This window comes from Marinobacter sp. CP1 (assembly GCF_001266795.1).
Classification (GTDB): Bacteria; Pseudomonadota; Gammaproteobacteria; order Pseudomonadales; family Oleiphilaceae; genus Marinobacter; species Marinobacter flavimaris.
The window spans coordinates 1,166,602-1,190,330 of record NZ_CP011929.1; the positions used below are offsets into that span (position 1 = coordinate 1,166,602).

Genomic DNA, 23,729 nt, shown 5'->3' on the forward strand with positions numbered 1-23,729 from the left:
AGCGGGCACAAGGCCCGCTTCTCGCCGTTACTTCTTACCAGCGTTCCGAGCCGATGCCCGCTGAGCTCTGGCACCAAACGAGTTTGCAGGTACCTGACCACCATTTTGTTGGGCGGTGGCGCTCTGGATGCGAGCTGCATCGGATTTGGTCATGGGCTTTGGGGATACTTTCTTACTCATGGGAATGTCCTCTACTCGGTTTATTGGCTGTCCGTGATGGACACCGACAAATGTACCGAGCGCGGCGACAGTGGTAAGCAGCGCGATTGGCGGGAAAATCGAGATTCTTGCGATCGAATGCCTTAAGGCATTAATTTCAAAGATTTTTATGTCGGCCGATCAGAGCGGTCTTGGATGAAAACGTGGTCTGGAACCAGGATGTGCCGGGAATTGGTCAGTGGCCCATTGCCCTGAGCTAGCAACCGGCCACTGAGTACCAGCCTACATTTTATTCGCGGCTGTTATTATCAAGGGGCAAGACGTACTTCGCGAACTGTTCCATGAGCACCCGCCGCTTTGAAACCGCCTGAACCAAAATAGGCGATCGGTTAACAGTTGCCCTATCCAACTGGGACAGCGCGAGCTTTACGAGGTGCTCTGAAGCTCCTGCTTCCCCTACAGCAAACGCTTTGAAAGCACGGCGCATACCAGAAGCAGTAGCAACTCTCCCGGTTTCCGGGTCAAGAAATCCTGACCCGCCGTTTTCCAGATCCACTTCATGCACCCTCTTTATGGCATTGTTTAGAGCGTTTTCCCCCAAGAATCTCCGCCCCCTGAGCCCGGGGAATACAGCGTCAGTCTCACTCCCCGGCAGGGATTCCAGAATCTCAATCACTCGCTCGGGGATAGGTACCATGTGGTCCCAGCCATTACGCTGGTACCTGATTTTCGACGCTGGAATTGTCCATAACCTTTTCCTGATATCAAACTCACTCCAGAGCGCAGTACGGACTTCGTCCGCTCGTGCAGCCGTGAGCACCATAACCTCCAGCGCTCGTATTTGGGTTGAATCCAAACTCCGCGACACACGAAAAAACCGGGGGAGGTCTCGATAATTGATTGCGGGCGGATACGCTGGCTGGCAGATCGCTGAAGGCCGTGGCAGAAAGTGTTCCAAATTATTCGACCAGGCAGCCGGGTTTGGACCTTCTTGGCAAATGCCAAGAGCCTGCGCCATTTCGAAGACCTTTGCGATAGTTGCTCTTGCCCGCTCTGCAACCGTCGGGTTTACTCCCCAGGTCGGTTTCAGTGCTCGTACAACATCATTTGAATTGAACTCAGACATCGAAACATTAGCAAGCGAAGGAAAGCAGTACTTTTCCAGAGTCACCTGCAGCCTCAACGCTTGCTTCTCCGGGCAGCGTCCTGCAAACGTCCGGCATTTCATCTCGTAGTATTGTTGAGCGACGGTTGCAAAAACCATTGTTCCCACAGGAATCTCATAGGCAACACCGTTCCGAACACGGTGAACGTTAGTGGTTTGATCAGGATCGATTTTCATAGAATTCTCCGAGAAAGGTGGACGTGAAAGAAATAAATTACTGGGGACAGAGATGCAGTTGGTGCGCCTAATTGCTCCTTTTGATCAATTAGACGCGTTTACTGAATTATTTCTTTCCTTCCCAGAGCGCGAGTAAACATATTTTTCAAAAGCATTCATTAGCTTTAAACGCTTTTCAAGCAAGTGTCCTCGCTGGTATGCCGCCCGGGTAGATGCTGTGTCGATATGAGAGAGAGCAAGCTCAGAAACATAATCCTGGGTGTTTCCCTTTTCAGTAGCCCAGTCCTTAAAGGCCGATCGCATTCCGTGAGCAGTTGCCGTTTTTCTGGACTCAGGATCCGCAAACCCTATTCCGCCAGCCTTTACATCTAGCTCATGGACTTCCTTAACAGTATTATTCAGAGCGTTTTCACTCATTATTTCTTTACCGCGGTATCCTGGAAAAATATAGCTTCCCTCATCTCGCGGCATCATTTTAAGAATCTCAATTGCCCGCTTTGTTAGCGGGACTTTATGAGGTTTTTTCTTGTCTCTACGACCTTTAACTTTCCATCCCGGGACTGTCCAGACCCTTGCCTTGAAATCGATTTCATCCCATTCAGCAAATCTAACTTCTCCCGGACGAGCCGCTGTGAGTATCTGAAACTCCAACGCCCTCGCAGGGACAGTGTCCCGATTCTGCAGTAACCCCCAGAACTTCGGCAGTGCTTCATAGCCCAAGGTTGGTTGGTGTTCCTCGTCGTGAATAGCTGCAGGTGAGGCTAGGAAATGTTCAAGGTTTCCACGCCAGTGCGCAGGGTTCAATCCATTTCGGAGCACGCCATCGTTCCGAACCATTTCGCACACATTTTGTATAGTGATCCGCACACGGTCGGCCGTCGGGGTCTTTTCCATCCAGATTTCACTGAGGGCTTGCACCACATGTCGGGTTTCAAGATCAGAAATCAGGATTTGGCCAAGAGTCGGTAGGCAATAGTCTTCAAGGTGCTGTTCAAGTCTACGCGCCTGTTTTTCCGGTTCACGCCCCTGAAATTCGATGCGTTTTTTGTCGTAGTACTGCCACGCCACATCCGCAAACGTTCTCTGTTTCGCTTGCTCAGCTATCAGGTTCGATTTTGCTGCTTTTTTTGCCGCGATTGGATCATGGCCCTCGAAACGAATTCGATATTTGAGCTCTCCGGCTTTCTCTCGCGCCTTAGCCAAAGAAACCTCAGGATAAGGCCCCAATCCCAAGTCAATCCGTTTAGAGCCAACTACCGTTCTTAGTATCCATGAACGTGCAGCAGCTTTATTTGATCCCGTTGGTGGCCGGCAATACAAATAGAGCCCAGAGACACCACCCACTGCATGAAGCGCTGGGCATGGATCGCCGACATTTATTCCGTTCTTCGCCTTTTTGACTGTCCCGTGAGCCAGCCGCTTGACCTGGAGAGCCCCCAGTTCTGGTGCAATTTTAGGCATTCTCTAACCTCCCGAATCTCAATGCCCCATCATCTGTCCCATCATTAACCGTGCGATTGAGCGCAGTCCGATGAGACAAAACGATACTGAAATTTGAGCAATCAGGAATATTTAATAATACAGATCAAACAGTTAGAGACTTCTTGCGGCAAGATGAGACATGAAAATGGTGCCGCCTCCGGGCACCATTAAGAATTCAGACAGAACCCGCCTTGTGCGGGTTTTGTTGTTTCTGACGCCCTAGAAAGCCGACTCATGCTGGGATTCTTTGGGCATTGCTAGTCCTGGGATCAATGCGCTCTTCCATCAACCGTCGCTCACACATGGCCCTTTTCAGTTCCGAGTAATTGGTGGGGCTCGGATCTTCTTTGTAGCGCTCCTGGGCCAGTCTCGCCAGGTCGCACTTATCAAGCCACTTCTCAATCAACTCTGCAGTCTTCATAGCCACCTCGTTTCGTTGAATTTACCCGGTCAGCATAAAGTCTCTGCCACAGAGCTATCTCGGTTGTTTTTCGCATGAATTGTGGCGAAACATGGAGTGCATTGAGGATCAGAAATGAAAAAGCCCGCTTCATGCGGGCTTTGGAGAGTCTACCAAGTTTTGCCGGTTACTCACTAACCACCGTCACCGGACGATGGGCATGCCTGACGACCTTCTCGCTCACACTGCCAAGAGTGAGGCTTCTCAACGTAGAGTCGCCGCGGCGCCCCAGAAACATATGGGAGCCGGGATGTTCATCGAGGTACTCGACGATTTCCTTGGCCGGATCACCCTTTAGCAGGACTTCTTCCGCCGGCTCAACAATCCCGCTTACCGCCTGCTTCGCGGCATCAAATGCCTTGCGTCCGTATTCGCTGGCTTGTTCGTCAATGTCACTCTGCGGTATGCCACTTACGATCAGTCTCTCGAGCTTGGTACCGGGGAAGACGGCAAGCAGTTTGAGTGGCTGGCTCGTCGCTTTGGCAAACTCTGCTGCCATTTTGGCGGCGTGTGATGAATGCTCCGAACCGTCACACGCGACTACGATGCTTTGATTTCCATTTGCCATGTCATCAACTCCTTTCCTGATCAATGTTTAACCAAACTAACATTGCTGCGGCCATACGAGGGTTGATTGAAATCAATTACAGCGGGATCGGTTTTATGGTCGAAGCGCATTTGTACCTATTGCCGGAACCTGTGGCACCATTAATCCTTGCGCTGCCGAGACGGCAATTGATGACAAGGAGTGATTGAAATGCTGATGGCCATTGGGGCGATCATTGCAGGCCTGATTCTGCTGGTGTGGAGTGCGGACAAATTTGTGGAAGGCTCGGCTACCACAGCCAGCCACTTCGGTACGCCACCACTGCTCATCGGTATGGTTGTGGTGGGTTTCGGCACGTCTGCGCCAGAGATGGCCGTGTCTGCACTGGCGGCCTCGCAGGGTAATCCCGGTCTGGCTCTGGGCAACGCCTATGGCTCAAATATCACCAACATTGCGTTGATTCTGGGCATCACAGCCCTGCTGGCGCCGATCGCCGTTCACTCCCAGGTCATGCGAAAGGAGCTACCCATACTCATTCTGGTCACCGCCTTTGCCGGCTGGCAACTGTGGGACGGAGATCTGAGCCGGATGGATGCCATCGGTCTGATGCTGGCTTTCGTTGTACTGATTGGCTGGAGCATCTACCAGGGCCTTCGGCAACCAGACGATGCTCTCGCTACAGAGATGACCGAAGAAGTGAACGCAATGCCAGTGCGCAAAGCCATTTTATGGCTGGTGGTCGGACTGCTGCTGTTGATTATCAGCTCCCGCATACTGGTGTGGGGTGCGGTTGATCTGGCGACCACCTTTGGCATCAGCGATCTGGTTATCGGCCTGACCATCGTGGCCGTTGGTACATCACTTCCGGAACTTGCCTCATCCATCATTGCCGCCCGCAAAGGAGAGCATGATCTGGCCCTGGGCAACATTCTGGGTTCCAACCTGTTTAACACCCTTGCCGTCGTGGGGATTGCAGGACTGATTGCCCCCATGCCGGTGGCGCCAGAAGTGCTCACCCGTGACTTCCCGGTAATGGCTGCCCTCACCCTGGTTCTGTTTGCCATGTGCTATGGCTTCCGCGGGCCCGGACGTGTCAACCGGTTTGAAGGGAGCGCCCTGCTACTTGCCTTCGTGGCTTATACCGTGTATCTGTTGGCTTTTTCGGGAGCGTAAATCATGTCACTTGCAGCCTGGCTGACCTTCCTTGTTGCAGCCGTTCTGATCAGTGTGTCCCCGGGTGCAGGGGCGATCAATACCATGAGTAATGGTATGCGTTACGGCGTTCGCCGATCGCTGCCGGCAATCATGGGGCTGCAGCTTGGTTTTGGCATCCAGATTCTGCTGGTGGGTGCCGGCCTCGGCGCCATCATCGCGTCCTCCAACATCGCCCTGTCGGTTATCAAATGGCTGGGTGTTGCCTACCTGATCTGGCTGGGCATTTCTAAATGGCGAGAGCCTGTGATGGAATCCATGGACGATGACCGTCAGCCCGTTAGCGGGTACAAGCGGTTCTGGAATGCCGTGTTCGTGAACCTCACCAACCCCAAGGCCACGGTCTTTCTGGTGGCCCTGTTTCCACAGTTTCTGGTAGCAGGCGCACCCCATGGCCCGCAGTTGCTCACCATGGGCATCACACTGATTCTGGTGGATTGCCTGGTAATGCTCGGCTACGCCCTGCTGGCAAGCCAGCTGTTCCGGTTTATGACCACAGCCCGGCGCCAGCGGCAGATGAACCGCGTATTTGGCGGCCTGTTTGTGACCGCCGCTGTCGCCCTGGCCAGCTTCAAGCGCGCCTGATATCAGCCTGAATCAGCGCAGGATGCACTCGCGGCTCAGCTTTTGGCTGAGCGTCCTGCGCTGCTGCCGGAGACTGTTCCCCCGGTCGTTGCTATAGCCCGCCCGCAGTTTAGACTGGATCCGCTCCAGTTTGCTTCTATAGGTTGCGCAGGTCTTCTCCAGCTCGGCATCGGCCTTTTCTTTTGCCGTTGCTCCGGAGCCCGTCGGGCGACCGGAGGCAAGCAGGCCTTCAACCTCTTTGCGGATTCCTGACACGCGTTTGCCTTGCCCGAGATTCTCGGACATCGGCACCGTGACAGGCGCCTGCACGTCAAGCTGCTTATGGGGAATTTCTCCCGGCGGGTAATCGGAAAAATGCGCTACGCCCCGGCTGTCTATCCAGGTGTATACCTCGGCACTGACTGCTGAAGTGAGAAATAAAGACAAAACAAGACCAGCCATCATCCTTGGCATACGGTTCCACTCCCTGTGGTTCGGTAATTTGGTGGGGCAGTATAGCGAAAAAAGCCCCGGGCTTGGGGGCAGATAGGCTAGGGGCCAGATGAACACCTCATCCGACCCCGATTTCGGTTTTACTGGTCGAGAAGCTCGATCCAGTGCTGCACCGGCACCGGCGACTTGGTTTCCAGGTGCATCTGGCAACCGATATTGGCGGTCACGATGCGGTCCGGATTGTCGACGGTCAAAGCCTTCAGTTTGTTACCAAGCAGCTTCTGGCTCATCTCCGGCTGGGTCACCGAATAGGTGCCCGCAGACCCACAGCAAAGGTGCTTGTCCTTGGTCGCAGCCAGGTTAACACCCGCCCGTGTCAGCACCTGCTCCACCACACCGTTCTGCTTCATTGCGTGCTGCAGGGTGCAGGGACAATGGAATGCCACCTTGCCCGGGTCCTGCCGGACCTTGAGCTTTTCCAGATCCTGTTTCAGCAAAAAGGCGCCGAGATCGGTGCACAGTTCGCTCACCTTCTGGGCCTTGGCGGCATAGACCGGATCGTCCTTCAACAGATGACCGTAATCCTGAACCATCGCCCCGCAACCGGAAGCCGTCATGATGATTGCCTCAGCACCCGCCTCGATAGCGGGCCACCAGGCATCAATGTTCTGGCGCATTCTTTCCAGGCCTTTCTCGTGCTCGGAAAGGTGATAATTCACGGCACCACAGCAGCCAGCCTCCGGGGCTTCCACCATGGTAATGCCGAGCCGATCCAGAACCCGGGCGGCGGCTGCATTGGTATTCGGAGTGGCCGAAGGCTGCACGCAACCGGCCAGTGCCAGCACAATACGGCTGTGACTGGCTGCAGGCCAGGGGCTGGCCTGCTTTCTGGGCGGCACCTTGGTGCGCAGTTTTTCCGGTAATACCGGGCGGAAAACCTGCCCCAGACGAAGCAGAACACCGAACAACTGGCGGTTGGGAATCACCCGCGCCAGGGCCCAGCGCAGCCACTTGTCTTTCGGCTCCCTGGGCATCTCCTTTTCCATCAGACCGCGGCTGATGTCCACCAGACGCCCATACTGGACACCGGACGGACAGGTGGTCTCACAGCTGCGGCAAGTCAGGCAGCGGTCCAGGTGCTCGCGGGTTTTCTCGGTAACTTCCGCCCCTTCCAGGAACATCTTCATCAGGTAGATCCGGCCACGAGGACCATCACGCTCGTCGTTCAGTTCCTGATAGGTCGGGCAGGTCGCGGTGCAAAAGCCACAATGCACACAGGCCCTCAGGATCGACTCGGCTTCCTGGCCTTCCTTGGTGTTAGCAAATTGTTGAACCAGATTCGTCTGCATAATTACAACCAGCTGTATAAACGTCCGGGATTGAAGATATTGTCCGGATCAAAGGCATTCTTGATGCGGCGCTGAATGCCCTTCAGGGCCTCCGGCTGGTGATGCATCACCTCACCGGTGCGATCGCCACCACGGAACAGGCTGACCTGGCCACCGGCAGCTCGGGCCGCAGGCTCCAGATCTTTCAGCTCACCGGCGCCACGGAACCAGCGCTGGGAACCGGCCCAGTCGATAAACCAGTTACCTTCCAGTTTCGGTGTGGCAGCTGTCGAACCAACGGAGAAGCGCCATAAAGGCACGTCGTTACCGGCAAAAAATTCGTGACGCATATCCTGCACCTGTCGCCAGAAGTGGTCGCCCTCTTCCATCACTTCGCCGGACCACTTTTCAGCGGTGGCTTCCACACCGGATTTCGCACCGGCCAGGCGCAGGTAAACCTTGCCGTCCACCCAGCAGGCGGCGGTGATGGGCTTGGGCTCGGCCGCCCGGCTGTTCATATAGTGAACCACCTCGTCCATGCCCATTTCCTGAACCAGGGTCAGGGAAGCGGCCGGTTTCGGCATCACTTTCATGCTGATTTCAGTGATTACGCCCAGAGTTCCCAGGGCACCGGCCTGAAGACGTGATACGTCATAGCCGGCCACGTTTTTCATGACCTGACCACCAAAGCGAAGATGTTCGCCCTTGCCATTGAGCAGCCGGATACCCAGCACCTGGTCACGCACCGAGCCGGCCCAGGGGCGTCCCGGACCGGAAAGGTTACAGGCCAGGGTGCCGCCGATGGTGGAGGCGGCACCAAAATGGGGTGGCTCAAAATGCAGGCACTGACCTTCTTCAGCCAGAGTCGCCTCGATTTCGCTCAGCGGCGTACCGGCACGGACGGTCAAAACAAGCTCCACCGGGTGATAGTCAACGATACCGGTATGCTCGCCCACGTTGAGGGTTCCGGCATCGGTGTCGGCTTCCCGGCCCATAAAGGCCTTGGTGCCACCGCCGACAATATTGAGTTTGTGCCCGCTCTCCCGGGCCTGGAGCACCTGCTCCTTCAACTGTTGGGAAATATCAGCCATGGGCGGCTTCCGTATGTTCGTGCGTGTGTTGTTTGTGCTCAAGGGAGCGGTATTCCTGGCAGAACCGAAGGGCCGGTACGCCCTTGCCCGGGTTCAGGATACCGGCGGGATCAAACGCGGCCTTTACGTCGTGGAACTGCTGGAGCTCCTCATCGTTGAACTGCACTGCCATCTGGCGAATCTTTTCAACGCCAACGCCGTGTTCACCGGTAATGCAGCCACCTACCTCCACACACATTTCCAGGATGCGTGAACCGAAGGCCTCCGTGCGCTCGAATTCGCCGGGCACATTCGCATCAAACAGGATCAGCGGGTGCAGGTTGCCATCGCCGGCATGGAACACGTTGGCGACGCGCAGACCAAACTCCTCGGACATCTTCTCCATTTCCGTCAGAAAATAGGCGATCTCACGACGGGGAATGGTACCGTCCATGCAGTAGTAGTCCGGTGAAATCCGGCCCACGGCCGGGAACGCAGACTTACGGCCTTTCCACAGCAGGGCTCGCTCTTCCTCGCTCTGAGAGGTCCGAACCGAAGTGGCACCCAGCTTTCGGAAGACTTCTTCGGCCTGGGCAATGTGTTCGTGAACTTCCTCCTCGGTGCCGTCCACTTCACAGAGCAACAACGCCTTGGCGTCCCGCGGGTAGCCGGCCTGGGCGAAGTCATCCGCTGCGATGATGGCGTGGCCATCCATCATTTCAAGGCCACCAGGGATAATGCCGTGGGAGATAATCCCGCCCACGGCGTCACCACCTTTCTGCACGTCATCAAACCCGGCCATGACAACCTGGGCTACTTCGGGTTTCGGCAACAGCTTCACTTTGACTTCCGTCACCACACCCAGCAGCCCCTCGGAGCCGGTCATCAGCGCAAGCAGGTCCATCCCACAGCCGTCCAGACCATCACTGCCCACGGTCACGACATCACCCTCGGCGGTGACCATTTCCACGCTCAGGATGTTGTGAACGGTCAGACCGTACTTGAGGCAATGCACGCCGCCCGAGTTCTCGGCCACGTTACCGCCAATGGTGCAGGCGATCTGCGAGGAAGGATCTGGCCCGTAATACAGACCGTACTGGGCCGCTTCTTCGCTGATGGCGAGGTTTCGCACCCCGGGCTGCAGTCTTGCCGTTCGGGCCAGCGGATCAATCTCCACGATGCGATTGAACTTGGCCAGCGACAGTACCACGCCCTCCTTGTTGGGCATGGCACCGGCACTGAGTCCCGTTCCGGCTCCACGGGCCACCACAGGTACCGCGTTCTCGTTACAGATGCGCATCACCCGCTGCACCTGTTCAACGGTTTCCGGCAGCACCACCAGCAACGGCATTTCGCAATACATCGACATGCCGTCGCATTCGTAGGGCTTCATGGTTTCGTCATCGGTGATGACGTAGTCCGGGTCGATAAACGCCCGGAACTGCTCCGCCAGCTCGGCTTTGCTGACTTTCGGCTTGGTAGTCATAGCACTCTCTGGGTTCGAATTACGTCAGTGTGACAGTCATCAACCGCGTTTTGTTTCAAAGTGGTCAAGACCGGCCTGGGCACAGTCCATATCCTGCTGGGGGGTACCGGAACTGATTCCGATACCACCCACCACTTCGCCGTCGACGATCACCGGCAGACCACCGCCAACAGAGCTGATGCGCCCGCCAACTTCGGTGTGGATACCGAAAGCGAGACTGCCGGGCACGTTCACCTTGTTGTAGTCATGGGTGGCTTTCTTGGCCGCAGCCGCCGTGAAGGCCTTGTCCTGGGCAATGGTCACACTGGTGATCTTGCCGCCGTCCATGCGCTCGAAGGCCACCAGATTGCCGGATTCGTCCACCACAGCGATGCACATGGGCACACCGATTTCACGGGCCTTTTCAGCCGCGCCCTCAATGAGGATGCGCGCCTCGGCAAGGTCCAGTCGTTTGATCGTCAACATAAAGCTTTACTCCTTGATTTGATTAACCGTAAACCAGCCCTGGCAGCCAGGTTACGATGCCGGGGATCAGGACACACATGAACAGTCCGAACGCCTGAATCGCCAGGAACACCAGGGAAGACTTGAAGATGGTACCCATGGAGATTTCCGGAGGACAAACGCCGCGGATGTAAAACAGTGCGTAACCAAACGGCGGACTCAGGAAAGACATCTGCATGTTCACCAGGTACAACACACCGAACCAGAGCACCACGTCGTCACCGGCTACCGGCGGGAAGCCGAACAAGCCAGGGAATTCCAGCGCCTTCACAATCGGAATGAAGATGGGCACTGCCAGCAGCAGGATACCAACCCAGTCAAGGAACATACCCAGAACCACCAGCAAGACCATCAGCAGGAGCAGGATCCCGTACGCCGACATGCCGGTTCCAAGTATGGCGTCGGTGACAAACTGCTGACCACCCTGGAGGATGTAGAAACCGACGAATACCGATGCACCGAACATGATCCACAGAACCATGGCAGACGCCTTGGCCGTGGTCACGGAGGCTTCGCGAAGGCCGGCAATCGAGAACTTCTTGTGCATCATCGCAACGATAATGGCACCGAACGAACCGATACCAGCCGCTTCAACCGGCGTGGCAATACCACCGAAAAGCAGGCCCAGAACCAGACCAACCAGTGCAAGGGGTGCAATCAGGTTGCCCAGAAGCTTGAGCTTTTCTTTCAGACTGATCCGGTCTTCCACCGGAATGGGCGGGCCCAGCTTCGGATTCAGCCAGCTGCGCACCAGAACATAAGTCAGGTACAGACCGGAGAGCATCAGACCGGGCAACAGAGAGCCCAGATAAAGCTCGCCCACAGACTGCTGTGCAACAACGGCATACAGAATGGCCAGAATCGAAGGCGGAATGAGGATACCCAGGGTTCCACCCGCCATGATGGAGCCGATGGCAATCTTGTGGTCGTAATGACGTTTCAACATGGCCGGCAGTGCGATAATGCCCATGGTGACAACGGCGGCACCGATAACACCGACCATCGCAGCCAGAATCGTAGAGGCGACAATGGTTGCAGCAGCAAGGCCGCCACTGATGCCGCCCATCCACTTGTAAACCACGCTGAACATTTCTTCGATCAGGCCCGCGCGTTCAAGCATCGACGCCATGAAGATGAACAGAGGGATCGCAGCAATGTCGGGGTTTGCCATCAACGGGAAGATCCGGCCGGGGACAATGTTCAACATCATGGCGTCACCCACCAGGTAGATGAACATGACACCAAGACCACCGGTCACGAAAGCAAGCGGCAGCCCCATCATCAGGGCGACAGCCAGAGATCCAAACATCAGGTAGGTCAACGGCCCGATTTCGACGCCGGACAAGCTACCCGAGAGCTTGAAGAGGAATTTGTCATCACTCCATGGGTCATAAAAGAGAATGTTGATCAGTTCAACACAGATGACAAACGCCAGACCCACGGTGGCGATGATCATTAACCATGTACCCAGTTTTCCGGCCATGCCGCTGCTGGGCGCTGCAGTTGTTGTACTCATGATGTGCGCTCCTGACCGAGACGGATGAACAGTACGATGTCTTTAAGCAGCTTCGAAAAGCCGGCGAGCAGCAACAGGATTGCGCCCACAAACATCACGCCTTTCACGGGGTAATACTGGATACCCCAGGTCTCGACAGTGGTCTCTTGCATCATCAGGGAGTCCTGGAAGAAGGTCCAGGATGTGGTGGCCAGAACGGCTGCAAATATGAAGAAGAACATGGAGGTGAAAATATCCATGCCCACGCGCCCGCGAACCGGCAGGAAGTTGTAGACGACGTCTACCCGAACGTGCGCTCCGTGCAACAGCGCAAAGGCACCGGCAAGGATGTACTGCATACCGAAGATCAGGAAGCTGGCCTCATGCACCCAGATCGTTGGCATGTTAAAGATGTATCGCATCACCACTTCAAAGAAATAGAAAAGCACGGCGTTGATGGTCCAGAACGCAACGAAAAGACCTGACTTCTCGCACATCCAGTCAACGATTTTCGTAAACCAGTTACCCTCGTACTCAAAGTGAGCAAGAGGATCATCTTCTTCAGACTGCAGCTCGGAAACCGTTTTCTCGGGCTCGGCGTCATCTCCGCCGTGCTTACTGCTCCACTTATCCCAAGCCATCATGAGCAATGGCATTACCGCAAGCCAGCCCCAGTAGAACCAGTGCGGCAAAACAAAGCCAAAGGAACTCAGATCAGACATGTTGTTACCACCCAGATCAAAGAGCGAGGAAGGGAGGGCTAATCCTTAGTCGGCTAACCCTGCCTTCCTCGTGTGTCGTTTTTTATTTGAGCTTTGGAACTCAGAAGCCCTTGATGTCTTCTTCGGTTATGTAGCCAACCGTGTCGTTCATCATGTACTTCAGCTGGATATCCAGGATGGCGCGCGCGTCATCATTCTTGTTGGCCCAGTTGAACCAGATGGGGATCGCAGCTTTACGCCAGGTTTCCAGATCTTCCTGGCTCAGGCGGGTAACCGTGTCGCCATCCGCCTTGAACTTCTCCATCGCCTCGATGTTGCGCGCCTGGATGGCCAGGTAGTGCTTCTGGGAGTAGATCCGAACCTCGTCCTCAACCAGCTGCTGAAGCTCAGGCGAGATAGAGTTCCAGGCACGCAGACTGACGGTCAGATCCATCAGGTCCACCGGCTGGTAGATAGACATCACGCCGGGAGGTCCAAAGATGATGTAGTCAGTAACCTGGGAGAAGCCCAGCTCGTAGTTGACCGCAGGACCTACAAAGTCCGCCGCGTCAATGGTGCCTTTTTCGAGAGCCGGGAAAATATCCGAGCCCGGCAGACTGACCGTGGACACGCCAAACTGCTGGAAAACCTCGGCAACCATGCCTCCGGGTACGCGGATCTTCATACCTTTCAGGTCGTCAAGACTGTTTACCGGCTGCTTGGAATGGATGATGTTGGCATCGTGCTGGATCGGGCCAACGTAGAACAGGCCGAACTTCTTGTAGATTTCCCGGGTCTTCTCGAGCATACCCATGGAGTAGAACATGGTGTCCCACTGATGGGGCTGATCCGGACCCGCTGGGTAGGAAGACAGGAACACAGAGGCAGGGATCTTGCCCGCCCAGTACAGGGTGAACGGGTTCATACCCTGCAGCACGCCGTTACGAACAGCGTCAAACAGCGCGTTGTTGTCGGCAGCAACCGCCTTGGCCGGGAAGCACTGGAACTTGAGCTCTCCGCCGGACTTGGCCTCAATACTCTTACACCACTCCTCGAAGAGCGTGTAGCCCACCGTACCCGCGTCCCAGGTCGACTGGATTTTCCACGTGGTAGCAGCTTGGACCTGACCTGCGCCCATGAGCATTGCGCCTGCCAGAGTGGCGCCCATGGCGATTGTCTTGAGGAAACTTCTGCGAGGTGGGGTCTCGCCAGTGTCACAGCTATTTCGGATGTTATTCTTCGAATTCATCGAAACGTCTCCGTTGGCTTTGTTTTTATCAGCGTCTATGGCAACGCCGGCGCAGGCCGACATTAGAATGATATTCGTAGCCAATCCGGGTTTAGTCCAGTTCGGTGAGCACTGGTCTGACCAGTTTTTGAAGTATTAAAAATGGACGAAATACTCTGAATCGGCCATATTTAACGGGCTCGGACGCACATCAGCTGAGAACGGAAACACCTACAATCAGAAGCATTCACTGGTCAGACCAGAGAGCATAAACAGGCCCCCAAATGGCAATCTCCCAGGAAATCTCATATCGGCTGGAACGCCTTATTCTCGACGGCGGGCTGGCTCCGGAGCAGAAGATACCGTCCGAGCGCCAACTGGCGACCCGGCTGGGTGTTTCCCGCGCAGTGATCCGGGAAGCCCTGCATGAGCTTCAGGGCCGCGGCGTTATTGAGACCCGCCACGGCAAGGGGTCGTTTGTGGCCAGCATGGTGCCCGGCGCGAGCGAGCTGGGAGAACAGAGTCCGCTGATGCATCTTTTCGAGGGACATCCCCGCACACTTTTCGACCTTCTGGAAGTACGCGAACAACTGGAAGGCCAGGCCGCCTATCTCGCTGCCCTGCGGGCAACCCGCCTCGACCGGCATCGCATCACGAAGGCGTTCCGGGCGCTTGAGGATACCGACCCGCTTCGTAACGCCCGTCTCGACCATGGTTTCCATCTTGCGATTGTCGAGGCATCCCATAATCCGGTACTGGTGCATGTGCTCAACAGCCTGAAAAACATGATGTTGTTGACCGTTCAGGCCTCGGTTGCCAACCTGAACCCGAGAGAAGAAATGCGGAAGAAAATCGTCCGCCAGCACCGGCAGCTGTATGAGGCCGTCATCGCTGGCAAGCCGGCCAACGCCCAGAAGGTGGCGATGGCCCACGTACGGTTTGTCAGTGAGGCCATGAGAGACATGGAGAAAGACGGAGGCAAACTGATCAGGCTGCCCATTGAACAGGACAAAGCGAATGATCATTTGCGGGCAGAAGCCTAGCATGGCAAAAAGCTTGCATTGAACAATCATTCGACCACAATGTCATGCAGCGAACGGCGGTGAAATTCGGTAAAACGCTCTCTTTAAGGGATTGATTTCCGTATCCACAGTCCGTAAAACATGCGCCTTTGAATTACAGCCCCAGGAGTCACCCATGGCGGACCAGTCGCCTTTGATCTGCAGGGACATTCACAAGACCTTTGACCAGCTTGAAGTGCTCAAAGGTATTTCACTGGAGACCCGCAAAGGCGACGTGGTTTCCCTGATCGGCAGCTCCGGCTCCGGCAAGAGCACCCTCCTGCGTTGTATAAACCTGCTGGAAACCCCCACTTCCGGCGACATTATCGTGCACGGCGACCCAATAAAGTTCACGACCAACCGCAGGGGCGAACGCATTCCCGCGGATAACAAGCAGGTTGAGCTGATCCGCGCCAAACTTTCCATGGTGTTCCAAAGCTTCAATCTCTGGTCTCACATGACGGTGCTGGAGAACATCGTTGAAGCGCCGATCCACGTGCTCAAGGTTCCCAAGAAGGAAGCCATCGAGCGCGCGGAAGCCTATCTGAACAAGGTGGGCATCTACGAGCGCAAGGACTACTACCCGGCCCAGATGTCCGGTGGCCAGCAGCAGCGGGCGGCTATTGCCCGGGCCCTGGCCATGGAACCGGAAGTCATGCTGTTTGACGAACCCACGTCGGCGCTGGACCCTGAGCTGGTGGGGGAAGTACTGAAGGTTATGCAAAGCCTGGCCGAGGAAGGCCGCACCATGATCGTGGTTACCCACGAAATGGCGTTCGCAAGGGATGTGTCGAGTCAGGTCCTGTTTTTGCATCAGGGCGTGATCGAGGAACAGGGTACCCCCGAAAAAGTGTTTGATCACCCGGATTCGGAACGCATGAAGCAGTTCCTGACTCCCAACTTCTGACACTCGGTGCTATCTTGAACCGGTGAAAAATAAAATGCTGGAACCAAAAACTTCCATCAAAAATAAAGCCCAAAAGGCAAACCACTGGAGAAGTGACACATGAAAAAAATGATTTTTGCAGCAAGCTGCGCCCTCGCCCTGATTGCTGGTGGCGCACAGGCCCAGGAACGGGATCTGCGTATCGCCTTCGACGTGCCCTACGAGCCGTTTGAGTACAAAGACGAAAATGGCGAACTGACCGGTTTCGAAGTGGAACTGGCCGAAGCCATGTGCGAAGAAATGAACGCCAACTGCGAATTCGTGATCCAGGCATGGGACGGCATGATCCCGGGCCTGCTGGCACGTAAATTCGATCTGATCATGTCGTCCATGTCCATCACGCCGGAGCGCGCAGAGCGGGTTCTGTTCTCCGAGCCGTATTACAACACCCCGGGTGGCTGGTTCGGCCCTGAGAGCTTCAACAGCGACGTCACCGACATGGATGCGATGGAAGGCAAGACCGTCGGCGTTCAGCGCGGCACCACCATGGACACCTACGTCACCGAAAACATGGGTGGCATTGTCAACATCAAGCGTTACACCACCGCCGATGACATGGTTCTGGACCTCGAAGGCCAGCGTCTGGACGTTGTGTTCGTAGACTATCCGGTTGGCGAGCAGACCGTCCTCACCAAGGAAGGCTTCAAGGAAGTCGGTGAGCCGGTCAAGCTGGGTCAGGGCGTGGGTGTTGCCATGCGCCAGCGCGATACCGAGCTTGCCGAAGAAGTGAACGCTGCCCTTCGCACCCTGAAGGAAGATGGTACCTACGACACCATCATGCAGAAGTACTTCGCTTACGACATCAAGATGTAAATCTGCCGAGGGGTGGCCCGTTGGGGCCGCCCCTGCTTACCGGACTTTCCCATGCTTGATCTGAAAGGCTATGGCCCGGCCCTGATGGATGGGGCAATAGTCACCATTGAACTGGCCTTCCTGTCTCTTGCTCTCTCGGTTGCCCTGGGACTGATTGGCGCGTCTGCCAAACTGTCGCAAAGCCGGGTTGCCAAAGGTATCGCGACCACCTACACCACTCTGATTCGTGGCGTGCCCGATCTGGTCATGATGCTGTTGTTCTACTATGGCGGCCAGGTTGCAGTGAATATGCTCTCGGATTACATCTGGGAAACTTACGAGATCGACTTTTTCTTTCAGTTCGACCCGTTTATCTCCGGCGTTGTAACGATCGGGCTGATTTTCGGCGCCTATATGACCGAAACTTTCCGGGGCGCGTTCCTGGCTGTTGAAACCGGCCAGATTGAGGCTGCCCGGGCCTATGGTTTTACCCGTTTTCATACCTTCCGCAGAATCATGCTGCCGCAGATGCTGCGCCATGCCCTGCCCGGTCTGGGCAACAACTGGCAGGTTCTGCTGAAGACCACCGCCCTGGTTTCGATCATTGGCCTGACCGACATGGTTCGTGTGGCGGAGGAAGCCGCCAAGGCGGAGCGCATGCCGTTCCACTTTTTCATTCCGGTGGCATTTGTCTATCTGGCCCTTACGGCGGGGTCTGAGCTGTTCATCAAGTGGCTCGATAAACGGGCCAATGTCGGCGTGGTTCAGGGGGGTTAACGGATGCCTGATTTCATTGCCGAGTGGCTGAACCAGAACGAAATCTTTACCGCCATGACCATCATGGAATACTGGGATGGCATGGTGACCACCGTGCATCTGGTGTTTCTGTCCCTGGTTATCGGTTTGCTGGTGGCGGTTCCGCTGGCCATCCTCCGGACGGTTCGCAACCCCTTCGTCTCCGGCCCGGTGTGGCTTTACACCTATCTGTTCCGCGGCACACCATTGCTGATCCAGCTTTACATCATCTATTACGGGCTGGCCCAGATTGAGGGCATCCAGGAGACCTTCTGGTGGGAGATTTTCCGGGAGCCTTTCTACCCGGCACTGCTGGCTTTCACACTGAACACGGCGGCCTATACCACGGAGATTATCCGCGGTGCGATCATATCTACACCCAACGGTGAAATTGAAGCAGCCAAAGCCTATGGCATGAACTGGTTTATGCGGATGCGGCGGATTGTGCTGCCAAGTGCAGCGCGGCGGGCGGTGCAGGCCTACTCCAACGAGGTGATCTTCATGCTGCACGCCAGTGCGATTGCGAGTGTAGTAACCATTGTGGATCTGACGGGAGCAGCCCGTAATATTTACTCCCGGTTTTATGCGCCGTTTGATGCGTTTATCTTTGTGGCACTTTGCTATATGGCGCTCACGTTTATACTGGTTTTTGCTTTCCGCAAACTCGAAACTCATCTTCTGAAGCATCAGCGGCCGGTGAACGGCTGAGCCCGCGGAACATCATACTTCAGTGCCCGGGCAGGCAGGGTATTGCCTCCCGGGAAACGCTACGAGCACATCCATGTGCGCTTGACTGAAGCCATCCATGGCTTCAGACATTCCCGGGAGGCAATACCCTGCCCGCCCCCAAACCTGGTTCGGGGCTTCTATGTCGGCAAAACAAGATCTGTTCGGAACGAATTGTGACTGGCTTTCCCACGCCCTGGACAACCCAGCCGCATCACTCCCAGAAATCAAGACCTTTCTCCCCGACGGTACCCGAATCAGCCGCAAGGCCGTGGGTGTTCTGGACATTGTTCCCCCGGCTGGCCGAAGCAACCCGAATGCCGAGGCCATCATCGTTTCCGCAGGTGTTCACGGGAACGAAACAGCGCCCATTGAGGTTCTTAACGGACTGGTTTCCGAACTGATTGAGGGCGAATGGGAGCTGGCTTGCCCGGTCTTGCTGATTCTGGGTAATCCCCCCGCGATGGTCGCAGGGAAGCGCTTTCTGGAAGTGAACCTCAATCGGCTGTTCGATGGCGCGCATAGTCGGAACGAGTATGAGGGGCTGGCCGAGGCTGCGCGGGCGCAGGAGCTTGAGGAGGCTTGCCGGCAGTTTGCCATGGCCAATCCCCAGGCGCTCTATCACTACGACCTGCACACGGCCATTCGGCCGTCACACCGGGAGCGGTTTGCACTGTATCCGTTTGTTGAGGGCCGGACGGTTCCGGTCGACCAGCGTGATTTTCTGCTGGAGGCGGAGGTGGAGACGCTTCTGCTGCAGCACAAGGCGGGCACCACGTTTTCGTCGTTTTCCTCGTCGCTGTTGAAGGCCGAGAGTTTTACCATGGAGTTGGGTAAGGTTCGGCCGTTTGGTCAGAATGATCTGGGGCGCTTTTCCGGCATCCAGGATGCCTTGCGACGGCGGTTCCGGGGGCTACCCTCACCTGCGCCGCAGCCGCCGTTTGATCACCTGACGGTGTTCGAGGTGGTGCATGAGATTCTGAACACCGGGAAGAACTTCCGGTTCCACATTCCGGACGATGTCGCCAATTTCACCGAGTATCAGCCCGGCACAGTCATCTGGGAGGACGACGAGACCAGTTACCGGGTGGGGCATTCACCAGAGGCGATTGTGTTCCCCAATCCGGAGGTTCCGGTGGGCCATCGAGTCGGGCTGATGATCCGGCCAGAAACGGGGTCAGATGAAAGTTTCATCTGACCCTCGTTCCGGCTGATCAGGCCGGGGCGTTTTCGGGTTCCGGCACGCTGGCTTTGATCAACTGGGTGCAGACAGCCGGGATGACCAGCAGCGTGAGCACCGTTGAGGCCAGCAGGCCGGAGATGATGGCCCAGGCCATGGGTGGCCAGAGCGTGGAGCTTGAGAACGCCAATGGCAGCAGGCCGGCCACGGTGGTTGCTGTGGTCAGCAGGATCGGGCGGGTGCGCTGCTCTACCGCGTTGCGCATGGCGTCGCGGATGTCTCTTCCTTTCTCCAGTTCCCGATCCATCACGTCCAGCAGAACGATGGCGTTGTTCACCACGATTCCCACGAGGGCGATCACGCCAAGCAGAGACTGGAAACCGAAGGGTGAGCCGGACAGCACCAATCCGGGGAAAATACCGACGGTAGCCAGCGGCACCGTCAGAAGGATAATGCCGACCCGGCGGAAGGAGTTGAACTGCAGCAGCAGGAAGAACAGCAGCAAAAGCATCCCGATGGGGGCTGCGGTGAGCAATGCGGTATTGGCTTCACCGGAGCCCTCAGCATCGCCGCCCATGGCCATGCGGGTACCCGGCGGTAACGGGTTTCTCTCAAGCCCTGCGTAAAGGCCGTCCAGAGCCTGGCTGAAGCTGTAACCGGTTTCGAGATTAGCCGTGACGGTGTTCATTCTTACGCCATCACGCAGGTATCGAGCCGCCGGTTCCCAGGTGGTATCCACTGTCGCTACTGCTGAGAGCGGTACGGCGTCCCCCCGGTCGTTGTAGATATTCACTGACAGCAACCGTGAAAGCGACAGGGCCGTGCCCTCGCGGGAACGCAGCACCAAGGGGATGGGATCCTCTTCCTGGCGATAGCGCTCAGCCACCACACCAAAGCTCTGGCCATAGAGGCTCTGGGCCACATCGGCCCGGGTCAGGCCGTAGCGGGCCGCCGTGGCATCGTCGACGTTGATGGCAATACTCGGAACGCCAATATCCAGGTCATGGCGGACATCAACCGTGCCCTCAACGCCTCTCAGAATGCTGAAGATCCGCTCCACCGCTTCGATCCGGGCACCATCATTGGCATGGTAGACACGGATTTCCACCGGCGCAGCCCTGGGCGGCCCCTGCCCGAGGATACCCACGGTCACATCCAGTTCCGGCATCTGGTCTTTCACGTGCGCGCGAATCCAGCGGATCATGCCGGTAGTGTCTTCCAGTGTGGGTGTGGTAACCACCAGCCGTGCCCGGTTCGGTGCCTGGGGGGCGCGCTGCAGGTTGTAATAAAATGAAGGTCCGGTGAAGCCTACGAACCGGTGGACCTTCAGGGCGTCCGGCTGTGAACGGATAATTCGCTCCAGACTTTCCGTGGCCTCAGCCGTGCGGGCCTGGTCGGTGCCTTCGGGCATGTAGACTTCGACAATCACCCTCGGGCGATCGGCATTCGGAAAGAACTGCTGGGCCATGAAGGGGGTCATCGCAAGGCTGATGCCCACAAGTATGGCGCCGGCGGTAATCAGCCGTCCGGGGTAACGGGATACCAGGCCACCCAGAAAACGGGCTACTCCGATCAATCGGTCCTGGCCCGCCTTGCGGCGGGGCTTCAGGAATCTGGCCGCCAGCAAGGGAACGGCGGAGATAGCCAACAGATAGCTGACGGACAGTGTCAGCATGATCATAACCGGCACGCCACGGGTGAAATCCGCAGCACCGCCCTTGGCCAGAAGCAGGGGTGCGAAGGCCGCCAGTGTCGTTCCCGTTGAGGCACCCAGCGGGCCGGCCAGCTCGCTGACGGCCTGGCGCAGGGCATCCAGCCGCCGCATGCCCTCATCCAGGTGCCCCTGGATGTTTTCGACGATCACGATGGCGTTGTCGATCAGGATGCCCAATGAGATCACCATGCCAATGACGGCGATCTGATGCAGCACGCCCCCACCGAGGTCATAGAGCCCGACACTGATCAGGGCAACCATGGGCAGAATGGACGCGACCAGCAGCCCCATACGAATGCCCATGCCGGTAAAGACCACCGCCACGATGATCAGCACTGAAAGCACCAGGCTCCAGGCCAGGTTATCGAGCCGTTCCTGCACCTTGTCCGGCTGGAAGAACATCTCCCGGATCTCGTAGGGTTCAAAGTCTCCGCGAATCTGCTCCATGCGTTCGCGCACCCGCTGACCAAAGCGGATCGCATCGGTGGTGCCCTCTTCCATAATGATGGAGACCAGCACCACCCGTTCGCCGTCGTACCAGGTTTCCGGCTGTCTGGGTTCTACTGGTCCACGCCAGACATCCGCTGCCGCGGCCAGGGGCACCTGTGAGCCATCCGGAAGTTCAATGGGCGTGGCGCGGATGGCGTCAATATCGGCAAACTCGCTGTTGGGAAGGACCGACAGGCGGCGGCCATTGACCACCACGAAGCCGCCGGGAATGGTCTGGTTTCGCCGCGCCAGCGTGTCCAGCACCCGCGCCGGTGAGATACCAAGCCGGAAGAGCGCGGCATCGTCCAGTGCCAGGGTAATCTGCTCGTCTGCATCGCCTTCCAGCTCAATCCGGGAAACCCCCGGCAAATCCGAGAGGTTCTGCTTCAACCGTTCAGCAACGTCGGATAGTTCCGTTACCGAGGGCGAGCCACCTACGGCCATGACGATGGCAGGAATATCGATTAGACGGTCATCAAGTACCATCCGGCCCACATCGTCCGGGAAGTCCTGCTTCGCGCGCTCCATGGCCTGGCGCACTCGGTCCCAGGCGGGGTCGGTGTCGTAGATGTCGTCATTCAGGCGCAGGCGCACGATGGCAACGCCGGTACGGGCGGTGGACTGGGTATAATCCACCTCCTCCACCTGCCGAAGTTCATCCACCAGGGGCCTGAGTACGAGCCGTTCAACGGCCTCGGCGCTGGCACCCGGATAGTTGATGCTGATCAGGCCGGCCCGGTAGGGAAACGACGGGTCTTCCTGGCGTGGCATGGTGCTGTAAGCCGCGATACCCAACAGGCAGAGCATGGTCACCACCATGCCCAGCAGACGCTGGCAGTTCAGAAGCCGGCGGGTCATCAGCGCACCTCCACGGCATCACCGTCCGCCAGCCGTGTCATGCCGGCATAAACCACCAGGTCACCCGGGGACAAATCGCCAGAGGTAACCACCACCCGCTCGCCCACGACCCGGTCGACTTCCACCGCAACACGGGAGGCCACATTATCCCGGACCCGGAACACACTGACGCCCTCGGCGTTGCGGATCACCGACAGCAGGGGCACTGTGATGGCAGATTCCCGAACAGGCGTGATGCCCACTTCTACCGGCTGGCCGGGCTCCAGGGTGTTTACCGGCAGGCTCACCAGAACCGGATGCAGCTCGCCGCGAATGGCGCCGGCCTGGGCAATCTCGACCACCGAACCGGATTGTGCGGGGCGGCTGCGGTCCTGGACGGACCAGACAGGCAAGGTTTGCTCCAGCTCGACATGATCCAGCAGATACGCCGGTACCCGCACCTCGACCTCACGGCCCTCGGGCGAGGAAAGCCGCATCACCGGCTGTCCGGCCGCCACGAATTCGTCCCGCTCCACCAGCAGGGCTTCAACCCGTCCGGAAAAGGGCGCCCGAAGTGTACTTTCCTCGAGCAGCTGGGTTGCCTCCGCCAGGGAGGCCCGCGCCGTTGCTACGCTGGCCTCCAGGGAATCCCGCCGAGCGGCAAGCTGCTCCAGCGTCTGCTCGGACACCACACCGCGCTCGTGCAATCGACTGGAGCGTTCCCACTCCCGCTGAGCCTGCTGATACTGGGTTCTCAACTCTTCCAGGCGGGCCCTGGCAGAATCCCGGGCCGGCTCCAGGCCTGGATTGTAGACCCGGGCGAGCAGATCACCGGCCTGCACCTTCTGACCGAGCTCCACCGCCTGCTCTTTGAGGGTGCCACTGACCTGGAAGGTCAGTGTCGCTCGCTGGGTAGCACGAACAATTCCGGAAAACCGCAGCGGCATATCCTGGCTCTCGCCGCCGGAAACTTCAGACACACGCACTGAAACCTTCTGCTGCCCGGACTCCGGGGCTACGTCACTGGCTTTACAGCCCGACAGAAACAGTGAAAAAACCGCAAGAGAAACGATGGCAACGGGGATTCGAAGTGGTGTCATGACTCTTCCTTTCATCCTTGCTTGTGTAGTTGGCGGGGTCCTGTCCCTGGAGAAACCC

Annotated in this window: 23 protein-coding genes; 8 read left to right on the top strand and 15 right to left on the bottom strand. The window is 57.2% G+C overall.

Going from position 1 to position 23,729, the window contains the following annotated elements; all coding sequences use genetic code 11:
* Window positions 1–27: 27 nt before the first annotated feature.
* The 5 genes from ACP86_RS22030 to ACP86_RS05585 form a co-directional block, all read right to left on the bottom strand.
* Window positions 28–180: a hypothetical protein gene (locus ACP86_RS22030; RefSeq protein ID WP_075267591.1), complete on the bottom strand. Its 153-nt coding sequence runs from the start codon at window positions 178–180 to the stop codon at window positions 28–30.
* A gap of 268 nt (window positions 181–448) precedes the next feature.
* Window positions 449–1,501 (bottom strand): tyrosine-type recombinase/integrase, encoded by a 1,053-nt coding sequence (locus tag ACP86_RS05570; RefSeq protein ID WP_053113014.1) that lies wholly within the window; start codon window positions 1,499–1,501, stop codon window positions 449–451.
* 84 nt (window positions 1,502–1,585) lie between these two features.
* Window positions 1,586–2,962 (bottom strand): tyrosine-type recombinase/integrase, encoded by a 1,377-nt coding sequence (locus ACP86_RS05575; protein WP_075267593.1) that lies wholly within the window; start codon window positions 2,960–2,962, stop codon window positions 1,586–1,588.
* 253 nt (window positions 2,963–3,215) lie between these two features.
* Entirely contained in the window at window positions 3,216–3,404 is a 189-nt protein-coding gene (locus tag ACP86_RS05580) for a hypothetical protein (protein ID WP_008169300.1), read from the bottom strand.
* Between the two features lie 166 nt (window positions 3,405–3,570).
* Window positions 3,571–4,011 (bottom strand): universal stress protein, encoded by a 441-nt coding sequence (locus ACP86_RS05585; protein ID WP_053113016.1) that lies wholly within the window; start codon window positions 4,009–4,011, stop codon window positions 3,571–3,573.
* A 189-nt stretch (window positions 4,012–4,200) separates the two neighbouring features.
* On the opposite strand from ACP86_RS05585, the gene ACP86_RS05590 reads away from it, so the two are divergent.
* Both ACP86_RS05590 and rhtB read left to right on the top strand, forming a co-directional pair.
* Window positions 4,201–5,163: a calcium/sodium antiporter gene (locus ACP86_RS05590; protein ID WP_008169295.1), complete on the top strand. Its 963-nt coding sequence runs from the start codon at window positions 4,201–4,203 to the stop codon at window positions 5,161–5,163.
* Window positions 5,164–5,166: 3 nt separating this feature from the next.
* Window positions 5,167–5,787, top strand: coding sequence for a homoserine/homoserine lactone efflux protein (gene rhtB / locus ACP86_RS05595; RefSeq protein ID WP_008169293.1), 621 nt, complete (start codon window positions 5,167–5,169; stop codon window positions 5,785–5,787).
* Between the two features lie 12 nt (window positions 5,788–5,799).
* Here rhtB and ACP86_RS05600 read toward each other — a convergent pair whose 3' ends face one another.
* The 8 genes from ACP86_RS05600 to dctP form a co-directional block, all read right to left on the bottom strand.
* Window positions 5,800–6,240, bottom strand: a complete 441-nt coding sequence (locus ACP86_RS05600; RefSeq protein ID WP_008169290.1) for a DUF4124 domain-containing protein — start codon at window positions 6,238–6,240, stop codon at window positions 5,800–5,802.
* A gap of 119 nt (window positions 6,241–6,359) precedes the next feature.
* A complete protein-coding gene (gene glcF / locus ACP86_RS05605) occupies window positions 6,360–7,568 on the bottom strand; it encodes a glycolate oxidase subunit GlcF (RefSeq protein ID WP_008169287.1) in 1,209 nt (402 codons plus the stop codon).
* Between the two features lie 2 nt (window positions 7,569–7,570).
* Window positions 7,571–8,638, bottom strand: coding sequence for a glycolate oxidase subunit GlcE (glcE, locus tag ACP86_RS05610; RefSeq protein WP_008169285.1), 1,068 nt, complete (start codon window positions 8,636–8,638; stop codon window positions 7,571–7,573).
* Window positions 8,631–10,103, bottom strand: coding sequence for an FAD-linked oxidase C-terminal domain-containing protein (locus ACP86_RS05615; RefSeq protein WP_053113017.1), 1,473 nt, complete (start codon window positions 10,101–10,103; stop codon window positions 8,631–8,633). The genes glcE and ACP86_RS05615 overlap by 8 nt, the downstream gene beginning before the upstream one ends.
* 39 nt (window positions 10,104–10,142) lie before the next feature.
* Window positions 10,143–10,568 carry a GlcG/HbpS family heme-binding protein gene (locus ACP86_RS05620; RefSeq protein WP_008169282.1) on the bottom strand — a complete coding sequence of 142 codons (426 nt, stop codon included), beginning with the start codon at window positions 10,566–10,568 and terminating at the stop codon, window positions 10,143–10,145.
* A gap of 22 nt (window positions 10,569–10,590) precedes the next feature.
* Window positions 10,591–12,123 carry a TRAP transporter large permease gene (locus ACP86_RS05625; RefSeq protein ID WP_008169280.1) on the bottom strand — a complete coding sequence of 511 codons (1,533 nt, stop codon included), beginning with the start codon at window positions 12,121–12,123 and terminating at the stop codon, window positions 10,591–10,593.
* Window positions 12,120–12,824: a TRAP transporter small permease subunit gene (locus tag ACP86_RS05630; protein ID WP_008169278.1), complete on the bottom strand. Its 705-nt coding sequence runs from the start codon at window positions 12,822–12,824 to the stop codon at window positions 12,120–12,122. The genes ACP86_RS05625 and ACP86_RS05630 overlap by 4 nt, the downstream gene beginning before the upstream one ends.
* A gap of 100 nt (window positions 12,825–12,924) precedes the next feature.
* Window positions 12,925–13,971: a TRAP transporter substrate-binding protein DctP gene (gene dctP / locus ACP86_RS05635; RefSeq protein ID WP_008169277.1), complete on the bottom strand. Its 1,047-nt coding sequence runs from the start codon at window positions 13,969–13,971 to the stop codon at window positions 12,925–12,927.
* Between the two features lie 344 nt (window positions 13,972–14,315).
* Between dctP and ACP86_RS05640 the strand changes: the two genes are divergently transcribed.
* From ACP86_RS05640 to astE, 6 genes are all read left to right on the top strand, one after another.
* Complete coding sequence (locus ACP86_RS05640) at window positions 14,316–15,074, top strand: FCD domain-containing protein (protein ID WP_008169272.1); 759 nt, start codon at window positions 14,316–14,318, stop codon at window positions 15,072–15,074.
* A gap of 154 nt (window positions 15,075–15,228) precedes the next feature.
* Entirely contained in the window at window positions 15,229–15,999 is a 771-nt protein-coding gene (locus tag ACP86_RS05645; protein WP_008169270.1) for an ABC transporter ATP-binding protein, read from the top strand.
* A 99-nt stretch (window positions 16,000–16,098) separates the two neighbouring features.
* Window positions 16,099–16,851 (top strand): transporter substrate-binding domain-containing protein, encoded by a 753-nt coding sequence (locus ACP86_RS05650; RefSeq protein ID WP_053113018.1) that lies wholly within the window; start codon window positions 16,099–16,101, stop codon window positions 16,849–16,851.
* A 51-nt stretch (window positions 16,852–16,902) separates the two neighbouring features.
* Window positions 16,903–17,607 (top strand): ABC transporter permease, encoded by a 705-nt coding sequence (locus ACP86_RS05655; protein WP_053113019.1) that lies wholly within the window; start codon window positions 16,903–16,905, stop codon window positions 17,605–17,607.
* Window positions 17,608–17,610: 3 nt separating this feature from the next.
* The gene (locus ACP86_RS05660) at window positions 17,611–18,333 is read left to right on the top strand and encodes an ABC transporter permease (RefSeq protein WP_008169264.1); all 723 of its coding nucleotides are present in this window, start codon (window positions 17,611–17,613) and stop codon (window positions 18,331–18,333) included.
* Between the two features lie 160 nt (window positions 18,334–18,493).
* Window positions 18,494–19,549 (top strand): succinylglutamate desuccinylase, encoded by a 1,056-nt coding sequence (gene astE, locus ACP86_RS05665; RefSeq protein ID WP_053113020.1) that lies wholly within the window; start codon window positions 18,494–18,496, stop codon window positions 19,547–19,549.
* Window positions 19,550–19,565: 16 nt separating this feature from the next.
* Here the strand turns inward: astE and ACP86_RS05670 are convergent, their stop codons facing one another.
* Complete coding sequence (locus ACP86_RS05670; protein ID WP_008169259.1) at window positions 19,566–22,592, bottom strand: efflux RND transporter permease subunit; 3,027 nt, start codon at window positions 22,590–22,592, stop codon at window positions 19,566–19,568.
* On the bottom strand, window positions 22,592–23,671 hold the full coding sequence (locus tag ACP86_RS05675; RefSeq protein ID WP_053113021.1) for an efflux RND transporter periplasmic adaptor subunit: 1,080 nt from the start codon (window positions 23,669–23,671) through the stop codon (window positions 22,592–22,594). The genes ACP86_RS05670 and ACP86_RS05675 overlap by 1 nt, the downstream gene beginning before the upstream one ends.
* Window positions 23,672–23,729 lie beyond the last annotated feature (58 nt).

Bases quoted from the DNA above. Each gene is read 5' to 3' on its own strand.
- ACP86_RS22030 (WP_075267591.1), bottom strand. From the start codon at position 180: ATGAGTAAGAAAGTATCCCCAAAGCCCATGACCAAATCCGATGCAGCT.
- ACP86_RS05570 (WP_053113014.1), bottom strand. From the start codon at position 1,501: ATGAAAATCGATCCTGATCAAACCACTAACGTTCACCGTGTTCGGAAC.
- ACP86_RS05575 (WP_075267593.1), bottom strand. From the start codon at position 2,962: ATGCCTAAAATTGCACCAGAACTGGGGGCTCTCCAGGTCAAGCGGCTG.
- ACP86_RS05580 (WP_008169300.1), bottom strand. From the start codon at position 3,404: ATGAAGACTGCAGAGTTGATTGAGAAGTGGCTTGATAAGTGCGACCTG.
- ACP86_RS05585 (WP_053113016.1), bottom strand. From the start codon at position 4,011: ATGGCAAATGGAAATCAAAGCATCGTAGTCGCGTGTGACGGTTCGGAG.
- ACP86_RS05590 (WP_008169295.1), top strand. From the start codon at position 4,201: ATGCTGATGGCCATTGGGGCGATCATTGCAGGCCTGATTCTGCTGGTG.
- rhtB (WP_008169293.1), top strand. From the start codon at position 5,167: ATGTCACTTGCAGCCTGGCTGACCTTCCTTGTTGCAGCCGTTCTGATC.
- ACP86_RS05600 (WP_008169290.1), bottom strand. From the start codon at position 6,240: ATGCCAAGGATGATGGCTGGTCTTGTTTTGTCTTTATTTCTCACTTCA.
- glcF (WP_008169287.1), bottom strand. From the start codon at position 7,568: ATGCAGACGAATCTGGTTCAACAATTTGCTAACACCAAGGAAGGCCAG.
- glcE (WP_008169285.1), bottom strand. From the start codon at position 8,638: ATGGCTGATATTTCCCAACAGTTGAAGGAGCAGGTGCTCCAGGCCCGG.
- ACP86_RS05615 (WP_053113017.1), bottom strand. From the start codon at position 10,103: ATGACTACCAAGCCGAAAGTCAGCAAAGCCGAGCTGGCGGAGCAGTTC.
- ACP86_RS05620 (WP_008169282.1), bottom strand. From the start codon at position 10,568: ATGTTGACGATCAAACGACTGGACCTTGCCGAGGCGCGCATCCTCATT.
- ACP86_RS05625 (WP_008169280.1), bottom strand. From the start codon at position 12,123: ATGAGTACAACAACTGCAGCGCCCAGCAGCGGCATGGCCGGAAAACTG.
- ACP86_RS05630 (WP_008169278.1), bottom strand. From the start codon at position 12,824: ATGTCTGATCTGAGTTCCTTTGGCTTTGTTTTGCCGCACTGGTTCTAC.
- dctP (WP_008169277.1), bottom strand. From the start codon at position 13,971: ATGGGCGCCACTCTGGCAGGCGCAATGCTCATGGGCGCAGGTCAGGTC.
- ACP86_RS05640 (WP_008169272.1), top strand. From the start codon at position 14,316: ATGGCAATCTCCCAGGAAATCTCATATCGGCTGGAACGCCTTATTCTC.
- ACP86_RS05645 (WP_008169270.1), top strand. From the start codon at position 15,229: ATGGCGGACCAGTCGCCTTTGATCTGCAGGGACATTCACAAGACCTTT.
- ACP86_RS05650 (WP_053113018.1), top strand. From the start codon at position 16,099: ATGAAAAAAATGATTTTTGCAGCAAGCTGCGCCCTCGCCCTGATTGCT.
- ACP86_RS05655 (WP_053113019.1), top strand. From the start codon at position 16,903: ATGCTTGATCTGAAAGGCTATGGCCCGGCCCTGATGGATGGGGCAATA.
- ACP86_RS05660 (WP_008169264.1), top strand. From the start codon at position 17,611: ATGCCTGATTTCATTGCCGAGTGGCTGAACCAGAACGAAATCTTTACC.
- astE (WP_053113020.1), top strand. From the start codon at position 18,494: ATGTCGGCAAAACAAGATCTGTTCGGAACGAATTGTGACTGGCTTTCC.
- ACP86_RS05670 (WP_008169259.1), bottom strand. From the start codon at position 22,592: ATGACCCGCCGGCTTCTGAACTGCCAGCGTCTGCTGGGCATGGTGGTG.
- ACP86_RS05675 (WP_053113021.1), bottom strand. From the start codon at position 23,671: ATGACACCACTTCGAATCCCCGTTGCCATCGTTTCTCTTGCGGTTTTT.